The sequence below is a fragment of the Paenibacillus glacialis genome, assembly GCF_001637205.1.
GTDB lineage: Bacteria > Bacillota > Bacilli > Paenibacillales > Paenibacillaceae > Paenibacillus_AQ > Paenibacillus_AQ glacialis.
In genome coordinates this window covers 40,699-57,994 of record NZ_LVJH01000007.1, presented here as the reverse complement: position 1 = coordinate 57,994, position 17,296 = coordinate 40,699, and the positions used below count along the sequence as shown (strand labels likewise).

Below are 17,296 nucleotides of genomic sequence, written 5' to 3'. Positions count from 1 at the left end.
TTTAACTTTCAGAACCGCCTTACTCACGACTTGCATATACATACCGATATGTATTATATCACAAACGCAAGAAATGGAAAGAGTCCAGAACCTCCTGGACCATTTCCTTATTTGTCTAATTATGGTGAAATATAGGGATTATATTAAGGTGCTACGTATTGTACACTAACCTTATCTTGAGATACATTTAGCTCTTTCATGACTAATTGTACAATGTTTACAGCTTGCTTCACATCCAATTTCTCACTTAGAACAAGCACTTGATATTTATCATTCTCTTCTTTAACAACAACCTCTTCGAATTGCTGATGAAGTTCCTCTTCAATTCCCGTAATCTTAGATTCTTTCTCATCTAGACTTCTCAGTTCATCGTTGGCTTTCGCCACTTCTTCAGGTGTATTCGTCTCATTCAATTTCACATACAAATCGCTTTGTTTCTTCATAGTGTTATCTTTACGTTCCAATTGATAGGAATCGAGAATGCTTCTTCCAGAAGTGGCTTGGGATGCAACTTCTTTTAATACCTCATCATCATTCTTTGCCTCGCTTGATTTCGGTGTTTCAGCTTTTGCGGTTTCCTTAGTAGTATCCTTAGCTACTGCCTTATCCGTTTCCTTAGTAGTATCCTTAGCTACTGCCTTATCCGTTTCCTTAGCAGTATCATTAGTTACTGTTGTATTGTCAGTTTCCTTTACTGTATCCGTCGTTTTGGCTGTTTCTGTAAGATCACTACTTTGCTCATCTACATCTACTTCCGTAATAACAGCCTCTTTATTATCAACTAATCTTTGATCTACAACCTGTTGACTATCTGCTACAGGGACTTTTGATGTTCCAGAATCTTCTGTAAAAAGGTAATATGCTGATAATACCACCATCAAACTCAACATAGATACTAACCAAATTGTTTGTCTCTTATTATTCATTTTTAAATTTCCTCCTTTGTCTTTTCAAAAAAATAGATGAAACATTACTCCTGTTTACGTGGAACGACTGATATTCTAAAGCCCGGTACATTTAATCCTTTCCCTACTGCATCTATAACAAGATTACGAACCACTTGGTTCTCTGCCCCTTTAGCTACAATTAATACGCCTCTGATTTGCGGTTTGACCCGCTTTGTCACGATCGGTGTCTCACTTCCTGATGATTCATACGTTACGATTTCACCATCTCGTGTATATTGGGTAGTATTTCGTTTACCACCGTTAGCGTCATTCTCTTGTGATGTTTGTTGCGAATCTTTGACATTACGTTGAATGACAATTTCTTCAGTCGAATCTACTGTGACCAATACATCCACTGTTCCAACGCCGACTATTTTTTCCAAAATCTCTTTAATGTTGTTCTCGACCACCTCTTCAATCGTGCCAAAGGAGTCCGCTTGCGAGTCTGTACTTTGGAAAGTTGCCTGTGTAGAAGTTGAGCTCGGTGGCTCCCTTCCTATGTTCTCATCGTCGACCTTCTTCACATTGACAAAGGAATTAAATAGCACAATCGCTACGCCCACCAAACCAAGAATAATGAGCCAGCGAAACACAGATATTTTTTTAGCTCCGCTATTTCCGCCACCAACCCATTGCTCTATCCTCTTAAACCAGTTTCCCAAATACACTCACCCCCTTATATTTTGCCGTCGTCTTCACTCTGTTTAACCTGTATTTGCTCAGACTGTAGATTCCATTTCATCTGAAGTAACTTCACGATATCTTCAGCATTTTTCTCGTTTGGACTCCATACCTTCTCGGATTTTTTATCCGATGCACTATTATCACGTGAGTTACTTTCTGGCTTCACAGGCTCTAGATTGACTTCCACCTTAACCGGAGCTATTGGTGATATAAGAATTGGCTGCGATGAGTTGTGATCTTGATTCGATTGTTCTTGAAGAGCTTGTGGTTCTTCCTGTAAAACAACGTCGACAGATGTAATCGAAGGTAATGCTTGTTCATTCGCCTCTTTAGCAGGAAGGAGAGTAAGAAGAACCTTGACTTCTTGAACCAGCGACCTTGTCTGCTCTTGAATTTGTTGCTTCATTTGTCTTGCCACCTCTTCTCCAGCCCACTGAAGACTCTGCGATTGTTGCTGATGTTTCATTTGATCTGCTTTCGACAAAATTTGTTGTAATGTCGTCTCTTTGCCATTTGTAAAATTAGTTGAATTCATTGCTTGCGTTTGAAATGCTGCACTCAACTTTTGTTCAGGTGAATCCGTAAACAGATTGATGATTGGCTGTAATAAGGTGAGAAGAATAAGTAGGCTAAGGACCAGCTTGACATAACGTTCCATAGAACGACTGGGTAGAATGAGATCCACGAAAGTTGCCAAAAGAACCACCATAATGACTTCCTTCATCCATTCATTTAACCAACTCATACGTAACTTCCTCCTCCTTCTTTACCTCATCATGACGGTTACATTACCAGCCATTAGCAGGATGGTTATGGCTAGAAAGAACATCAATCCTACAACCGCCATTGCCGCAAATACGTAAATCATACTTTTACCTATCGTTTGCAAGCATGTAACAATCGGGGTATCTCCTAATGGCTGCATCACAGCTGCTGCTACATGATAAATCAGTGCAAGCGTTAATATTTTGATAGCAGGAAAGATACAGAGGAAGAGAATGATAATGACGCCGGCCAATCCGATCGAATTTTTCACTAATAATGAAGCAGATATTACCGTGTCTGTTGCATCTGCGAACATCTTACCTACAACCGGAATGAAGCTACCCGATATGAATTTTGCTGTTCGAATCGTCACGCCATCCGTCACAGAACTTGTAATCCCCTGAACCGAGATGACTCCAAGGAAAATTGTTAAGAGCACTCCAAGCAGCCCTACACTGATTTTTTGCAATAGATTCGCCATTTGCGTTAACTTATATTTGTCTGACAAGGAACTTACAATGTGTAATACTGCTGAGAAGAATAGGAGTGGAAATACAGTCGTTCGAACAACCGTCCCAACGGTATGAATCATGAATACGATCAATGGATGCGTAACAGATACAGTAACGATATTTCCCATAGATGCCAGAAGCGAGAAGAGCAGTGGTACCATCGCCATCATGAAGTCGATCATGTTATCAATAGCCCCTTTGGCGTAACCAATGGCTACAGAGAAACTATTAATCGCGATAACCATAACGATCATGTAACATAATGAATAAGCGATCTTACTGACATTATTTCGTTCAAATGCAGTCTGTAATGTCTCAAGGATCAAACTCATGATACTTAGCATCACGATAGTGACGAGCAATTTCCCATTGTAGAGCACTTCATGCCAGAAGAAGGATGTTAGACCAGACATCACGTTCTTGATTCCAAGTCCTTCTCCACCTGGAAGTAACATATCCATAAAGGAAGGTGTTTTCTGATCTGGAAAGAATCCACCGTAATCTTTCATCAATTTGTCCCAATAATTTTCCACCTGATCAGTGGGTAAGTTGTTAGCTTGTTGTTGTATAAGTTGATTCGTGGGTGAATCAGCATAGACACTGCTTCCCCACGTCAACACCAATAGAATTATGAATACAAATTTATATAACACGCCTGGAGAACGTTGTCGTCCTAACATGGTAATATCCCACTTTCTTAGGCAGGAAGTAGCTTCATGACGGTTTCAATGATAATTCCAATGATTGGTATAGCTAGTACCATGATCAAGACCTTGCCTGCTAATTCAATCTTGGATGCAATGCTTTCCTGCCCTGCATCTCTTACAATTTGGGATCCGAATTCGGCAATATAAGCAATACCGATGATTTTGAGAATCGTTTTTAAGTAAATCATCTGAACACCTGCTGATTCTGCCATTCTCTCTAATTCATTTATTACAGCACCAATCTTACCCATCAAGAACAGGAAGATTAGAATGCTTGTTGATGCCGCAATTAGAAAAGCAAACATCGGTTTTTGTTCTTTAATAATTAAAATTAGAATGGTGGATATTATACCCAAACCTACAACTTGAATGATTTCCATAACGGTTCTCCTACTGGAACAGAAAGATGGATTTGATCTCTTGCAACAGGTTGTCGAGCATTCGAACGACCATAAACAGCACCACGACGAAACCGATGACCGTCACCCAATGAGCCATATCCTCTTTTCCCATTTGTTTGAGCACCGTGTGAATCATGGCAATGATGATCCCGATTCCCGCTATCTGAAAGATAGCGTTCACGTCAATGTTCATTTCCTGCACCTCGCTAAAAGATCAAAATGACGATCAATACTCCCACAAGAAGCCCTAGATTTTTGCTTAATCTTCCGTATTTGTCTAGCTCCTCCCTTGCCGCAAGTTCTTCATGTTTTAACTGCTGTGCAGCTAATGCAATATGTTTAATCTGGTCCTGACGATCACTTGTACCCAAAGTAAAGCTCAGTTGGTGAAGGACTTCCCTCTCTGCGGCTTTCATCGAAGTTCGCTTCCAGTGTACGGATAATGCTTGCTCAATACTTTCTTGTGCAGTCAATCCTTGGGGTGAATTCATGTCAGTAGCAGCGCTTATAAAAAAAGATTTCAACGGCTCTTGCATCTGCGACCCCATCTTGTTAAGCGCCTCAGGTAATGGAGTAAATCCGTAAGATATTTCAGTCTCTAAGCGCTGCATAACTAAAATGAGTTCACGAATCTGCTGTGGCCTTCTTTCAAATTGCCTTGCCTTGTTGAACCCTGCTAATGTCCCCGATAGAACGATAATCATCATCCCCAGCAGTTTAACCATAGGCATCAACTCCCTTCTGGTAAGGCAAGGACAGCTGGATTGCCCGCTGCTGTCGGTCGAGTATACGATAAGTTGGCTTACCAGCCTTCCGATTCAGAATGACATACATCTCAAACATCTGATTCGCCATAAGCGAAGCCATCGCAGGACGTTGTGAGAGTTCGTCCACTGACGAGCCGTGAGCTGTAGCAATAACGGAAATCCCTGCATGAAGCGCTTCAGTGATGGCCTCCACATCTTCAGGACGACCGATCTCATCCACCAGCAACACTTCAGGAGACATCGAGCGGATCATCATCATCATCCCTTCTGCTTTAGGACAGCCATCCATGACATCGGTTCTAGGACCAACATCAAAGCTAGGTACACCACGCATACTTCCTGCAATTTCAGACCTTTCATCAATGATTCCAACTTTCAAGCCTGACCATTTCACAGTTGAATCAGCATAACTACCGCTGCTAATCTGCCTGGCCATATCCCGTATCAGCGTCGTTTTCCCGTGCTGAGGGGGAGAAAGAATCAGCGTATGTTTCATTCTCTTCTCTTTCTTATCTATCAAATGAGGCAGGATCGCATCAGCCGCTCCTCGAATTTCTCTCGCGATCCGAAGATTAAAACCACTAATATCACGTAAGTGTTCGACTTTACCTCCACTTAGAACCGTTCTTCCTGCTAGCCCGATTCGGTGACCTCCTGGTATGGTAATAAACCCTTTACGTAACTCTTCCTCCATTGTGTACAGGGAATGGTTGCTGATCCTGTCTAACAGCCGATGAGTATCTTCTCTTCCTGGCTTGTACGATTCCTCGACACGAAATGTCAATTTACCGCTCATTGTAAGGAAATGATGCTCACCTGCTGCATTAATTTCAAGAGGCCGCCCTTCACGAATTCGAATTTCTTCTAATCGATCCAGTATGGAGAAAGGCAAATGTTCAAGGAGAGACTTGATCGGTTCAGGAAATAGCTCCAACCAGTTCATTTTCATGAATGCTACCTCCTAAAATTTTTGCGAAGCAAAAATTAACTTCGTAAGCGTAGACCTAAAATTTTTGCGAAGCAAAAATCACTTCGTAAGCATGAGCTAAAATTTTTGTGAAGCAAAAATCACTTCGTAAGCATGAGCTAAAATTTTTGTGAAGCTAAAATTAACTTCGTAAGCAATACTTTTTTTGTGTGGCTTCTCACTTTTTTTATACATAGTCGCTAGAGTCTGCTCGTTGTTTTCTTACCTCATATGTATGCCTGTACTCCATTTTTATGACCATTAAATCTATCATTTTTTCAGAATACCAATTAAGAGACATAATATTCCTAGCAACATCCAGGCCATTTTACCCCAAGATAGCTTATCAACCGTTCCTAACAATCCTATAGAAGTCGTGATAATCAACACCGTTGGTCCAGCAAAAGCTAACGTTGTATTAATCGTAAGTGCCTTATCAACCTGTCCAACTTTCAACATAAACAGAGCTGCAGTTATCTCAATACTTCCGGAGATGAGCCTCAGGGTAGCCATACTGACTACGAACTTATCCAATATGGAGAACCTCCTTTATTTTCACTGCTAACACCCATAATATGCAGGAATCTCTCTATTTAGATGTGAATTTTGGAAGAATCATTCATTTGTAGACAACGAAAAAAAGACCCGAAAATATTCGGGTCTTCATCTATCAATTTTAACTATACGAATTTATATATGATTTCACGATTAACGACGATCCTGAGGACCTCCGACAAATACTTGTTTATCAGCATCCAGATTGTAAGCCGTATGAAGTGCTTTAATTACCTCTTCTAAGTTGTTGCCATCAATAACACAAGAGGTTTTAATCTCAGAGGTACTAACCATCTTAATGCTTACGCCTTGTTTGGAGATAACATCGAACATCTGAGCTGCAACGCCTGGATGACTTATCATACCAGCCCCAACGATAGACACCTTAACTAGATGATCTTCAAAAGTTACTTCACGGTATGGAAGCTGGCCTTTGATACTTTCGATGACAGCTACAGCACGGTCACATTCTGACACTGTAAACGAGAAGTCCGCTTCACCATTCTTCACGCCACTTTGTACGATGATATCCACATTAATACCTTCTTGCGCCAATGCACCAAATACTTGTGCAAGCACTCCTGGCGTATCCGATACGCCTAGAATACTGATACGTGCGACATTTTTATCAAAGGCGATCCCACTTACGACAACCCCTTGTTCCATACTCGCTTCCTCCTTCACAACCGTACCTTCATTATTATTAAAACTGGACCGTACAACTAGCCGAACTTTATTATGTTTCGCATACTCAACTGCGCGAGGGTGAAGAACAGCTGCTCCAAGACTAGCAAGCTCCAGCATTTCATCGTAAGATATTTCCTTAAGTTTTGTAGCGCACTTTACAACTCGTGGGTCTGTAGAATAAATGCCATCTACATCGGTGTATATTTCACACACATCAGCATTGATTGCTGCAGCCAATGCAACAGCTGTAGTATCAGAACCACCACGACCAAATGTCGTAATCTCTCCATCTTCCGTCATACCTTGGAATCCGGCAACCACAATAATCTTCCCTTGACTTAGTGCTGCTTGAATACGATCCGGGATAATATTCATAATACGTGCTTTACCATGTACGGGCTCTGTGCGGAATCCTGCTTGCCATCCTGTAAAGGAAACGGCCTCCCGACCAAGTTGGTGAATAGCCATCGATAACAAAGCCATCGACATTTGTTCTCCCGTAGTCATTAACATATCCATTTCCCGAGCTGGTGGCTCTGGGTTCAAAAGCATAGCTTGATCAATTAACTCATCAGTCGTATCTCCCATTGCAGAGACTACTACGACACATTGATGACCTTCATCTTGTTTCTCAACGATCCGTCTTGCTACACGCTGCATTCGCTCGGTATTACCAACGGAACTGCCTCCGAATTTCATGACGTACAGTGACAACTTCGATTCACTCCCCACTCATTTTAAACATCTATCTTTCTGTCGTACTTTAAATCAGTATAATACGAAAGTAAGCAGTTTCGTCAATGTTTTTTAGATAATTTCAACAAAAATCCTCCCCGCAGTTCGCGATGGAGGATAATGTGGAATTAATTCATACAAATAGTTGGCTGATTAAGCGCGGGAAATATATTTACCGTCACGAGTATCAATCAACAACACATCTTCTTGGTTAATGAAGAGTGGAACCTGAACAATAAGACCTGTTTCTAGTGTAGCATTTTTGGTAGCACCTTGAGCCGTGTTTCCTTTAACGCCTGGCTCAGTTTCTGCCACTTTTAACTCCACACTGTGAGGTAAGTTAATACCCAGAATTTCACCTTTATAACTGATAATATTAACGTTCATGTTTTCTCTGATGAAGTTCAATTCCCATTTAAGTTGATCACTAGTCAAAGTAAATTGATCATAGGTTTCGTTGTCCATGAAAGCATGCTCTTGCGAACTAGCATATAAATACTGTACTGGACGGTTCTCAATAATTGCTCGTCCAATCGTTTCACCTGCGCGGAAAGTACGCTCAACAGTGTTACCATTGCGCAAGTTTTTCAATTTAGAACGAACAAATGCCGCACCTTTACCTGGTTTAACGTGTTGGAAATCAATAACGGTAAAGATATCACCCTCAACTTCAACCGTTAACCCTGTTTTAAAATCATTTACTGATATCATAAAATAATTACCTCCTAAAAGTTTTTTATAGCGTTACTTCTTGAATATGCTTCGTAAAAAACTAGCTACACAAGCATAAACTTAACCATTCAACACAGTGTAATCTTTACTACTATGCGTCAATATAACAATACCCGTCTCTGTAATCAGAATATCGTCCTCAATACGAACTCCACCGATCCCCGGCAAATAAATACCTGGTTCTACCGTAACTACCATACCTGGTTGCAAAATGTCATCACTCAGCTTAGATAAGCGTGGAGATTCATGTACTTCCATACCCAATCCATGTCCAGTACTATGACCGAATTGCTCTCCATATCCGTATTTCGTAATAATATCACGTGCAAGCGCATCCGCTTCACGACCCGTCATACCTGACTTAATGTTCGCCAGTGTATGCAACTGTGCTTCCAGTACAATATCATAAATTTCTTTCAATACTGGTTGTGGGTTGCCTAATGCAATCGTCCGTGTTAAATCAGAGCAATACCCATCGAGTAATGCACCGAAATCAAAGGTAATAAATTCATTTCCTTGGATCACACGTTCGCTCGCAACACCATGAGGCATGGAAGAACGTTCACCTGAAGCAACAATGGTATCAAATGATGATGAGGTTGCTCCATGATTACGCATATAGAATTCCATCGCTAGATCAACTTCACGTTCCGTCATACCAGGCTTCACAACATTCAGAATATAACTGAATGTTTCATCAGCGAGGTCGGCTGCACGTTGCATGACCTTCACTTCTTCCTCATCCTTAAATATCCGCAATTGCTCTACTAGACCTTTAACAGGGATAAGCTCGATCTCAGGTACCAGCTGTTCCTTGTAAGTAGTATACGCGCTATAAGATACATCATCCTGTTCGAAACCAAGCTGTTTAATCTTGCTATTCACAAGCAGCTCTTTCACATTATCCATCACTTGAGTACCATGTTCCACAACGGTGAAGCCCTTAGCTTGTTGCGGTGCTTGAGTCATGTAACGGAAATCTGTAAGTAAATATGCATTAGACAACGTCACTAGAACATACCCTGACGATCCAGTAAATCCTGACAAATATCGACGATTAATTGGACTCGTGATAAATATAGCTTCCACATTATTCTTCTGCATACCTTCACGCAACTTAAGTACTCGTAAATTTTCCATTATGTGATCTCCCTCTCTAAAGACAGACTCCAAGAAGAGCAATACTACCGTCCTTGATCTTCCAAATGGCGTACCAGTGCAATTAGCCCTAACTCATAACTTAATGCACCGAATCCGGCAATTTGCCCGAGCGCAACAGGAGCAATCACAGACGTGTGTCGAAAAGACTCCCTAGAGTGAATATTGGATAAGTGTACCTCTACTACTGGAATGCGTACAGAACTAATCGCATCACGTAACGCATAGCTGTAATGGGTTAGTGCACCCGGATTAAGAATAATCCCTTTCGCTTTCTCCATTGCTTCATGAATCCAGTCGATCATAACTCCCTCATGATTTGATTGATAGAAGGAAATATCAACACCCAGATTACTTGCTTGCTTCCGAATATTATCTTCAATAGATTGTAAGTTTTGTGACCCGTAAATACCAGGTTCCCTTACACCCAAGAGATTCAGGTTCGGTCCGTTAATCACCCATATGGTATTCAAATTGATATTCCCACCCTTATAATCAAATAACCATCTGCTATTTTACCATAGGGAATGTATTCTTGAGAAGCTATTTCGAGCTCAGCCCTCTACTTTCTTAGGCTCCCTCATTCTTTCGTCTGTGAACTCCATGGCAATTGTGTACCCAATGAACAATCCCCACAATAGAAATATGCAAAATTCACTAATGATCGTCGTTGCCGATAGACCTGACAAAGGCTTCACCATATTGAATAAAGGACCTACCACCACAAAGATAATGATCCACCAAAGAACGCCATATATCATGCCCGGCCAAGGTCCCTTCAACTTACGAAACAGGGCTACATAGATGAGTGATACCACGATCGAGAACGCTATAAAAAACAATAATCCCACGAGATGACCTGCTCCACTTTTCAAAAATTGATTCTTAAAAAATGGCTCTGCTAAATACGCTGGAATGACTTTCGTAAATTTAAATATATAGAAAAGCCAATGCACAACACCCCAAATGATACCTGCAAAAAAACCCAACTCTAACGCAAATGTAAACGGATTGGTATATGTATGAGTTGACTTTTGATGTTGATTCATAAGAAATCCCCCTATTTTATGCTCTTATCCCTAAAATTCTTCTATGCCTAGTATGTTCATTTCGTTCTTGTGTAAACCAACCATTGTGTTGGCTCCATCATAATGAAAAACAAACCTGAGATCCCTTATATTTAAGTGAACTAGATATTGAAGAGAAAATTCTATACAATAGAATTAAAGAAACCAAGAAGAAACGGATACACCGTCCTTTAAGGACGGGTAAACGCCTCTTTGGAAATATAAGGAATAGAGTATCAAGTGAAACTTATACTTTCTTATATTTAAAAAAATAAACCCACATAGGGAAGGTGAACTGGTTGCCTCAAGATTCTAAGTCTATCAGCTATGGTGGCCAAGCCGTCATTGAAGGTGTAATGTTTGGCGGAAAGAACATCAATGTTACTGCTGTGAGACGTAAAAACAATGAAATAACTTTTTTGGAAGTACCACGTAAAGATAAATCATGGGTACAGAAACTACGAAAAATCCCACTCATTCGTGGCATTGTCAGTCTTATAGATTCCAGTGCGAAGGGATCCAAGCATTTGAATTACTCAGCGGATGCCTATGCGGATGATGAGACATCACCAGAAGAACGGGTTCAACAGAAGGACAAAGAAAAATCGAGTATGAGCCTCACCATGATGATTGGTGTTGCTGCAGTTGGAGTGCTCTCTTTTATCGTAGGAAAGCTAATTTTCACACTTCTACCTGTATTCCTTGAAGATTTCATATTTGGCGAGTTGTTTAATAATTACATTCTGCATAACTTAGTAGAAGGTGTAATTAAACTAGCACTACTCCTTGTATATCTTTGGATCATTACTTTAACTCCTGTTGTTAAACGCCTATTTCAATATCATGGTGCAGAACACAAAGTTATAACTACTTTTGAAGCTGGCGAAGAATTGACCGTAGCCAATGTGCAGAAGCATAGCCGTCTTCATTATCGCTGCGGTAGTAGCTTTATGATGCTTACCATTTTGCTGGGCGTTATCATTTATTCCGTCGTGCCATGGGACAATATGGTTGACCGTGTTTTACAACGTATCGTTTTATTACCAGTCGTTATGGCGGTTTCCTTTGAGTTTCTGAAGCTTACGAATGCGATGAGAGATATTCCAGTCCTACGGTTCTTAGGTTATCCTGGACTCTGGTTGCAGTTACTTACGACGAAAGAACCACTAGATGAACAAGTAGAAGTTTCCATCGCTTCCTTTAACCGAATGAGAGAATTAGACGTTGAGATCGAGAACTCAAAGGTTAATTCATCCCTCAGAAACGGAGTATTAGATACTGTGAAAGGATGAGGATACGATGAAAAATCAATCTTTTGTGACGTGGACAGTAATCATATTAGCAGCATTAGGTTTACTGAACGATGTCGTATTCGACAATTTCAAGTTGCTTAAGTTTCTGCTCATCCCAGCCCTAGTGTTTATAGTCGTATTCCTATTATTCAGATTTAATCAGCCTAGACGGTTTAACAAGCAACCCAAGGTTATACCATCCCGTAAGACCATGGATAAAGTTGCTGGAAACAAAAAAAATACCTCTAGCCCATCTTCTAAAAAGAATAAGCAATATCCTTTTCAAGTGATCGACGGTAAAAAAGGTAAAGATGATGACCAAATGCCGAAGTATCATTAGTAAGAATCAAAAAGAAGGTAATCGCTAAATCCCTAAGGGATCTAACGATTACCTTCTTTTTATTTCTTGTAAGAAGTGTCAACCTTTCCAAGTACCAAAAAACTTATTCCCTGCCTCAACCCCCGACTGGAATAATGCCGCGCTTTCTGCCTTCGTAATATGAAAATTAGTCGTACCTACACCCAATGTAGGAATTTTGATGGTACGAAAGCTCGTATCCCGCTCGATATACCTTTCATCGTGCGCAGATAACATCGTCTCAAATAATGCCTGTAACATAGTGAAAGGCCCTCGGATGGTGTGAGGCAATCCCTCTTTCTTACCAACCATACGAAAACCAATCGTAGGAATAGGTAATCCAGTCGTCCTTGATATCTCATCATCAAACAACCACAGTGGGAAATTACTTAATAACGCACCATCTACGACATAGACAAACTGGCCTGCAAAGGATTTACCTTTAGCTGCATTACCAATCAGTCTGAGTCTAACCGGATCGAAGAAATAAGGAATACTCGTGCTCATTCTCACTGCCTTAGCTATTTCAAACTTGTCAGGGTTGAATCCAAATTTCCTTAGTCCATCGGGTAGGATTAATATTTTCCCATTACTAATATCAGAAGCAACGATCTGTAATTTCCCCGGAGGAAGATCAGAGAACGTAGAGATTTTTTTCTCTAATAAAACATTTCGAATCCATTGTTCAAGTGCCTCTCCCGAATATAAGCCCTTCTTTAACATTACTCGCAGAGGTGGACCTATAAATTTCGTATTAAATACGGGAGATCTCTTTAGAAAGGACGTAAATGGCGTCTGGTTGATGATCTCGTTCATTTCTTCCGCCGTAAACCCTGCAGCCAACAATGACGCTACAATGGCTCCAGAAGACGTTCCAGCAAGCCTATGAAAGACCGCATCTGCCTGCTCTGCGGATTTAACGGCCCCTGCAAGAGATATCCCTCTAACCCCGCCTCCTTCAAAAACGGCATTAATTAACATATACAAATCCCCCGTTCACTCATAATAGTGTTATCTATGAGCACGGGGGACTTTTCATGACTAATTATGATATTTACTGCTTAAAATATGAAGTCAGTTCAGGAATTAATCCAAGTGGATTCTTCAGTAAAGCTCTCGCACTGAAAAATATACTTCCACCCACATCAGGCTTACTAGCATTGAATTTCAGTTGATTAATGATCTCTTGTGCATTCTGCCAGCCAATCTCGGTCGTACCAAGCTTATAAGGCGCTTGACCGATATACAGATCAACGTCTGTACCCTTCACTTCATTGGCCCACCAATTCACCAATGTATCATATTTCACTTCCGGTCTAGATAAGCTCCAATAGATTTGAGGAGCTACATAGTCAACCCAGTCATTCTTAATCCATGTTCGAATATCTGCATAATAATTGTCGTAGGCTGTAATGCTCGCCTTGGTATCTGAACCTGTAATATCAACACTCTTATTACGCCATACTCCAAATGGACTAACCCCAAAGGATACTTGTGGTTTTACTGTATGAATGGATTGATCCAATTGCTGAATGAATTGATTTAAATTGTCACGACGCCAGTTATCTTTCGTCGCGATTTTGTTTGGATTATACGTTCTAAAAGTGTTGTCATCATCAAACGTAACTCCTGTTGGATAGAAATAATCATCAAGATGAACACCATCAATATTATAATTCGAGACAACCTCCATAATGACTTCAATCACGTGTGCACGTGCTTCCGGAATACCAGGGTTAATAATAAGCTGTCCCTTCGCATTCACAATCCATTCCGGATGTTGTAACGCGACATGATTACTCGCCAATTTGGTTGTTACTGCATCCGTATTCGCACGAAATGGATTAAACCACGCATGAAATTCCATTCCTCTCGCATGTGTCTCGTCAATCATGTATTGGAGAGGATCATAACCAGGATTCATTCCTTGGGTCCCTGTTAGCACTTTAGACCATGGGACCAATGCTGATGGATACAATGCATCCCCGACTGGACGTACTTGAACGAATACCGAGTTCAAGCCGATAGCTTGAAGTTGGTCCAGCAATGTTACATACTCTTCTTTCTGCTTTTCCATTTTTCCGTAGGAGGCTGTTGAAGGCCAATCCAAGTTATACACACTAGATATCCACGTTCCTCGAAGCAAAGAATAATCTATTTCGTTATCACCACCGTTATCAGGCACTGAAGTACTACTTATTAACGTCACACTCTGCTCTGCCTGATTCCAATTCACCTGTAATCCAAGTGACTCCCCGACGAACCGTAGAGGTACCATCGTACGATTATTTCGAGACTGTACGGAAGCATCAAGAGATACCTCTGAACCATTTACCTCCGCTGTTGTCTGACCATTCACTAGTTTAATCGTTGCCACATCGCTCTCGATGATGACCGTCTTGGTGCTTTGTGACCATCTAACAGAAGCTCCCAATCCTTCACTAATGACACGCAATGGAACTAGCGTTACATTTAATGTAGGCAGAACATAGGGAGGTGTATCACTAGTTAACTTTGCTCCATCTAGTATAATACTAATACTTTTGGTCGCCTGTGCTAGTACTGAAAAGCTTGTTAAGGGTAATGTAATGATTAGAATAAGAGCCATGACTATCCATCTACTAAATTTCATTATTATCTTCCTTTCGATTCATAGATTACATTCATCGTAAGCGCAATGAAAAAAGCACCTGTCTCTGATGGGGACAGATGCTATTCTTAAGAATCACTGACTAATTCCTTATGAACATCACGTAATTCTTGGAGACGATTTTCGTCCCGACGAAAATATTCTACAAGCGTCTCAATCTGTGTTATTGAATCCCAACTTAAGTGGTGTTCAATCCCTTCAACATCTTTATATATATTTTCATGTTGAACGCCGATCAACGTTAAGAATTGTTCTAATAATTGATGGCGATCTACCAGACGCTTACCAATTTTCTTTCCTTTTGTCGTTAAAATAAGACCACGATATTTCTCATAAATAAGATATTCATCTTTGTCTAATTTTTGAATCATTTTGGTAACGGACGAAGGATGCACTTCTAGTCCTTCAGCTATATCCGAAACACGCGCATAACCTTTCTCATCGATCAGCTTATAGATGCGCTCTAAGTAATCCTCCATACTTGGCGTTGGCATCTTCTTCCCTCTTTTCTCTTGATGAATAATTAAGCCGAGACATACCTAGCTTACGATCCATCTCTAATAAACGTGATTCCTACTCCGAATACCTGCTTATGTAATGATACATGTTTAACAAGATACTTTGCAAGTCCCGTCATGGGATGTGAATTAATGTAACGGTCCGTTAAGATACTTAAGCCAACAAAGCCATTTTATACTACCCTTGTTTATTTTCAACTAAATTCGCTGATTTATCCCACATCAAACCTTCAAATGGATATTTATATATCAATTATATCACTTAAAACTTCAGCCACTCAGGTGTAATTTGCTGTAGCCAAATCGTAATTTTAAACATTTGATCTGTAAATAACAGGATCCCCATTAGCAGCATCAACACTCCACCGATCTTCATCATCACATTCGAATACTTCAGAATCCACTTCGTCGATCCAATAAAAAAAGCAAGGATAAAGAATGGAATCGCAAACCCTACGGTATACGCTGTAATTAACGATAGCCATGCTCCAGGCTCACTAACAGCCATTGCAATAATAGCTGCAAGAATCGGTCCTACGCAGGGAGACCAACCCGCTGAGAAACCAATTCCAAATATGAATGAACCTATGTACCCTGCAGGCTTAAATTTCAAATCCATCTTACGTTCTCTCATTAAGAATTTCGGTTGAAAAATACCCAATAAAAAGAGACCCATCAACATGATCAGAATGGCTGATAGTTGTCTAATCAGTCCTCTATTATCAGAGAAAAATTGACCAAAGAAACCAGCACCCAATCCAAGGGAATAGAACACGGCAGAGAATCCAAGAATGAATGCTAAAGTATGAGTCAGCGTCCTAAATCGGACTTCTTTTTTATTCTGTTCAGTCTTAAGCTGTTGTACCGACATCCCTGTAATATATGAGAGATATGAAGGATAGAGAGGCAAGCAACATGGTGAAATAAATGAAGCCAATCCTGCCAAAAATGCAAGAGTAATATTAATTTCCACGCCTTCACCTCCTAATTAGGTAGACCTTTCTTTCCGATCATCGTCATAATTAACATCGCTATTAACAACAGTACGATTGTTGCACCCGGAGCTAGGTTCCATATACCTGCTACCATCAAGCCGATCACGACAGCTGTTTCTGCAATGACGACAGACCATATAACCGAGGTCTTGAAACTTCGTGCAAGTAGTAAACTAATCGCTACAGGGATCGTTAATAGAGCTGACACTAACAAAGCTCCTACGATTTTGATTGCCGTACTAACTACGAGAGCCGTAAGAATCGTAATCAACATATTGAGCAGCTTCACGGGTAATCCACTTACACTCGCAGCATCTTCTTCGAAACTTAATAGGAAGAACTCTTTAAAGAATAGCGTTATAACGATTACTACAATTACTGTAACGCCTCCAACGACATACAAGTCCATCGTATCCAAGGTATAAATACTTCCGAATAAGTAGCTCATGACATCTGTATTATACCCCATTCCTAGTGTGAAAAAGAGTGAGGCCAAGGCCACACCGCCTGACATAATAATCGCTATGGATAACTCCGCATAACTTTTATATGCTTTTCGCAACTTCTCAATGGCGAAGGATGCAAGCACCGCAAAGACCAAACCTGCTCCCAAAGGATACACTTCAATTAGAAATCCTAGCGCTACACCAGCGATGGTGACATGAGCAATAGTATCTCCAATCATGGAGAGTCTCCGAAGCACAAGAAATATACCAATAAGAGGAGCTGTTATCCCAATAAGTATCCCACCAACAAGAGCTCTTTGAAAAAAATCACTAAACAATATTTCTAGTGGCAA

21 protein-coding genes are annotated in these 17,296 nt (G+C 40.5%); 2 read left to right on the top strand and 19 right to left on the bottom strand.

Annotated elements, in window-relative coordinates:
- Positions 1 to 143: 143 nt before the first annotated feature.
- The 14 genes from PGLA_RS05625 to PGLA_RS05560 all read right to left on the bottom strand — a co-directional run bounded on the left by PGLA_RS05625 (position 144) and on the right by PGLA_RS05560 (position 10,666).
- Entirely contained in the window at positions 144 to 926 is a 783-nt protein-coding gene (locus PGLA_RS05625; protein WP_068530011.1) for a SpoIIIAH-like family protein, read from the bottom strand.
- A gap of 44 nt (positions 927 to 970) precedes the next feature.
- Positions 971 to 1,609, bottom strand: coding sequence for a stage III sporulation protein AG (gene spoIIIAG / locus PGLA_RS05620; RefSeq protein ID WP_068530008.1), 639 nt, complete (start codon positions 1,607 to 1,609; stop codon positions 971 to 973).
- A gap of 14 nt (positions 1,610 to 1,623) precedes the next feature.
- Positions 1,624 to 2,376, bottom strand: a complete 753-nt coding sequence (spoIIIAF, locus tag PGLA_RS05615) for a stage III sporulation protein AF (RefSeq protein ID WP_068530006.1) — start codon at positions 2,374 to 2,376, stop codon at positions 1,624 to 1,626.
- A 21-nt stretch (positions 2,377 to 2,397) separates the two neighbouring features.
- Entirely contained in the window at positions 2,398 to 3,588 is a 1,191-nt protein-coding gene (gene spoIIIAE / locus PGLA_RS05610; protein WP_068530002.1) for a stage III sporulation protein AE, read from the bottom strand.
- Between the two features lie 17 nt (positions 3,589 to 3,605).
- Complete coding sequence (gene spoIIIAD, locus PGLA_RS05605; RefSeq protein ID WP_068529999.1) at positions 3,606 to 3,995, bottom strand: stage III sporulation protein AD; 390 nt, start codon at positions 3,993 to 3,995, stop codon at positions 3,606 to 3,608.
- A gap of 10 nt (positions 3,996 to 4,005) precedes the next feature.
- Positions 4,006 to 4,209: a stage III sporulation protein AC gene (spoIIIAC, locus tag PGLA_RS05600; RefSeq protein ID WP_068529997.1), complete on the bottom strand. Its 204-nt coding sequence runs from the start codon at positions 4,207 to 4,209 to the stop codon at positions 4,006 to 4,008.
- Between the two features lie 13 nt (positions 4,210 to 4,222).
- Positions 4,223 to 4,741 (bottom strand): stage III sporulation protein SpoIIIAB, encoded by a 519-nt coding sequence (spoIIIAB, locus tag PGLA_RS05595; protein ID WP_068529995.1) that lies wholly within the window; start codon positions 4,739 to 4,741, stop codon positions 4,223 to 4,225.
- Positions 4,734 to 5,732: a stage III sporulation protein AA gene (spoIIIAA, locus tag PGLA_RS05590; RefSeq protein WP_068529992.1), complete on the bottom strand. Its 999-nt coding sequence runs from the start codon at positions 5,730 to 5,732 to the stop codon at positions 4,734 to 4,736. The genes spoIIIAB and spoIIIAA overlap by 8 nt, the downstream gene beginning before the upstream one ends.
- Before the next feature lie 288 nt (positions 5,733 to 6,020).
- Positions 6,021 to 6,287, bottom strand: a complete 267-nt coding sequence (locus PGLA_RS05585) for a YqhV family protein (RefSeq protein WP_068529989.1) — start codon at positions 6,285 to 6,287, stop codon at positions 6,021 to 6,023.
- A gap of 171 nt (positions 6,288 to 6,458) precedes the next feature.
- Complete coding sequence (locus PGLA_RS05580) at positions 6,459 to 7,706, bottom strand: aspartate kinase (protein ID WP_068529985.1); 1,248 nt, start codon at positions 7,704 to 7,706, stop codon at positions 6,459 to 6,461.
- 174 nt (positions 7,707 to 7,880) lie between these two features.
- Positions 7,881 to 8,438, bottom strand: a complete 558-nt coding sequence (efp, locus tag PGLA_RS05575; RefSeq protein ID WP_068529982.1) for an elongation factor P — start codon at positions 8,436 to 8,438, stop codon at positions 7,881 to 7,883.
- 81 nt (positions 8,439 to 8,519) lie between these two features.
- Entirely contained in the window at positions 8,520 to 9,599 is a 1,080-nt protein-coding gene (locus PGLA_RS05570; RefSeq protein ID WP_068529979.1) for a M24 family metallopeptidase, read from the bottom strand.
- Positions 9,600 to 9,643: 44 nt separating this feature from the next.
- Positions 9,644 to 10,090: a type II 3-dehydroquinate dehydratase gene (gene aroQ, locus PGLA_RS05565; protein WP_068529977.1), complete on the bottom strand. Its 447-nt coding sequence runs from the start codon at positions 10,088 to 10,090 to the stop codon at positions 9,644 to 9,646.
- A gap of 81 nt (positions 10,091 to 10,171) precedes the next feature.
- Positions 10,172 to 10,666: a YqhR family membrane protein gene (locus PGLA_RS05560; protein ID WP_068529975.1), complete on the bottom strand. Its 495-nt coding sequence runs from the start codon at positions 10,664 to 10,666 to the stop codon at positions 10,172 to 10,174.
- Between the two features lie 317 nt (positions 10,667 to 10,983).
- Between PGLA_RS05560 and PGLA_RS05555 the strand changes: the two genes are divergently transcribed.
- Together PGLA_RS05555 and PGLA_RS05550 are read left to right on the top strand one after the other, a co-directional pair.
- The gene (locus tag PGLA_RS05555) at positions 10,984 to 11,976 is read left to right on the top strand and encodes a DUF1385 domain-containing protein (RefSeq protein WP_068529972.1); all 993 of its coding nucleotides are present in this window, start codon (positions 10,984 to 10,986) and stop codon (positions 11,974 to 11,976) included.
- A gap of 7 nt (positions 11,977 to 11,983) precedes the next feature.
- The gene (locus PGLA_RS05550; RefSeq protein ID WP_068529971.1) at positions 11,984 to 12,316 is read left to right on the top strand and encodes a hypothetical protein; all 333 of its coding nucleotides are present in this window, start codon (positions 11,984 to 11,986) and stop codon (positions 12,314 to 12,316) included.
- A 78-nt stretch (positions 12,317 to 12,394) separates the two neighbouring features.
- Here PGLA_RS05550 and PGLA_RS05545 read toward each other — a convergent pair whose 3' ends face one another.
- The 5 genes from PGLA_RS05545 to PGLA_RS05525 form a co-directional block, all read right to left on the bottom strand.
- Complete coding sequence (locus tag PGLA_RS05545; RefSeq protein ID WP_068529968.1) at positions 12,395 to 13,315, bottom strand: patatin-like phospholipase family protein; 921 nt, start codon at positions 13,313 to 13,315, stop codon at positions 12,395 to 12,397.
- 73 nt (positions 13,316 to 13,388) lie between these two features.
- Positions 13,389 to 14,966 (bottom strand): family 10 glycosylhydrolase, encoded by a 1,578-nt coding sequence (locus tag PGLA_RS05540; RefSeq protein ID WP_068529966.1) that lies wholly within the window; start codon positions 14,964 to 14,966, stop codon positions 13,389 to 13,391.
- Positions 14,967 to 15,052: 86 nt separating this feature from the next.
- The gene (gene mntR, locus PGLA_RS05535; RefSeq protein ID WP_068529964.1) at positions 15,053 to 15,478 is read right to left on the bottom strand and encodes a transcriptional regulator MntR; all 426 of its coding nucleotides are present in this window, start codon (positions 15,476 to 15,478) and stop codon (positions 15,053 to 15,055) included.
- 286 nt (positions 15,479 to 15,764) lie between these two features.
- Positions 15,765 to 16,475 carry a cytochrome c biogenesis CcdA family protein gene (locus tag PGLA_RS05530; protein ID WP_068529961.1) on the bottom strand — a complete coding sequence of 237 codons (711 nt, stop codon included), beginning with the start codon at positions 16,473 to 16,475 and terminating at the stop codon, positions 15,765 to 15,767.
- 11 nt (positions 16,476 to 16,486) lie between these two features.
- Complete coding sequence (locus PGLA_RS05525) at positions 16,487 to 17,296, bottom strand: metal ABC transporter permease (RefSeq protein WP_068529959.1); 810 nt, start codon at positions 17,294 to 17,296, stop codon at positions 16,487 to 16,489.

What these genes read in the sequence shown, in the direction of transcription:
- PGLA_RS05570 (WP_068529979.1), bottom strand. Translation starts at nt 9,599, where the DNA reads ATGGAAAATTTACGAGTACTTAAGTTGCGTGAAGGTATGCAGAAGAAT.
- PGLA_RS05540 (WP_068529966.1), bottom strand. Translation starts at nt 14,966, where the DNA reads ATGAAATTTAGTAGATGGATAGTCATGGCTCTTATTCTAATCATTACA.
- PGLA_RS05550 (WP_068529971.1), top strand. Translation starts at nt 11,984, where the DNA reads ATGAAAAATCAATCTTTTGTGACGTGGACAGTAATCATATTAGCAGCA.
- spoIIIAA (WP_068529992.1), bottom strand. Translation starts at nt 5,732, where the DNA reads ATGAAAATGAACTGGTTGGAGCTATTTCCTGAACCGATCAAGTCTCTC.
- PGLA_RS05625 (WP_068530011.1), bottom strand. Translation starts at nt 926, where the DNA reads ATGAATAATAAGAGACAAACAATTTGGTTAGTATCTATGTTGAGTTTG.
- spoIIIAD (WP_068529999.1), bottom strand. Translation starts at nt 3,995, where the DNA reads ATGGAAATCATTCAAGTTGTAGGTTTGGGTATAATATCCACCATTCTA.
- mntR (WP_068529964.1), bottom strand. Translation starts at nt 15,478, where the DNA reads ATGCCAACGCCAAGTATGGAGGATTACTTAGAGCGCATCTATAAGCTG.
- spoIIIAF (WP_068530006.1), bottom strand. Translation starts at nt 2,376, where the DNA reads ATGAGTTGGTTAAATGAATGGATGAAGGAAGTCATTATGGTGGTTCTT.
- spoIIIAE (WP_068530002.1), bottom strand. Translation starts at nt 3,588, where the DNA reads ATGTTAGGACGACAACGTTCTCCAGGCGTGTTATATAAATTTGTATTC.
- efp (WP_068529982.1), bottom strand. Translation starts at nt 8,438, where the DNA reads ATGATATCAGTAAATGATTTTAAAACAGGGTTAACGGTTGAAGTTGAG.
- spoIIIAC (WP_068529997.1), bottom strand. Translation starts at nt 4,209, where the DNA reads ATGAACATTGACGTGAACGCTATCTTTCAGATAGCGGGAATCGGGATC.
- PGLA_RS05545 (WP_068529968.1), bottom strand. Translation starts at nt 13,315, where the DNA reads ATGTTAATTAATGCCGTTTTTGAAGGAGGCGGGGTTAGAGGGATATCT.
- PGLA_RS05560 (WP_068529975.1), bottom strand. Translation starts at nt 10,666, where the DNA reads ATGAATCAACATCAAAAGTCAACTCATACATATACCAATCCGTTTACA.
- spoIIIAB (WP_068529995.1), bottom strand. Translation starts at nt 4,741, where the DNA reads ATGGTTAAACTGCTGGGGATGATGATTATCGTTCTATCGGGGACATTA.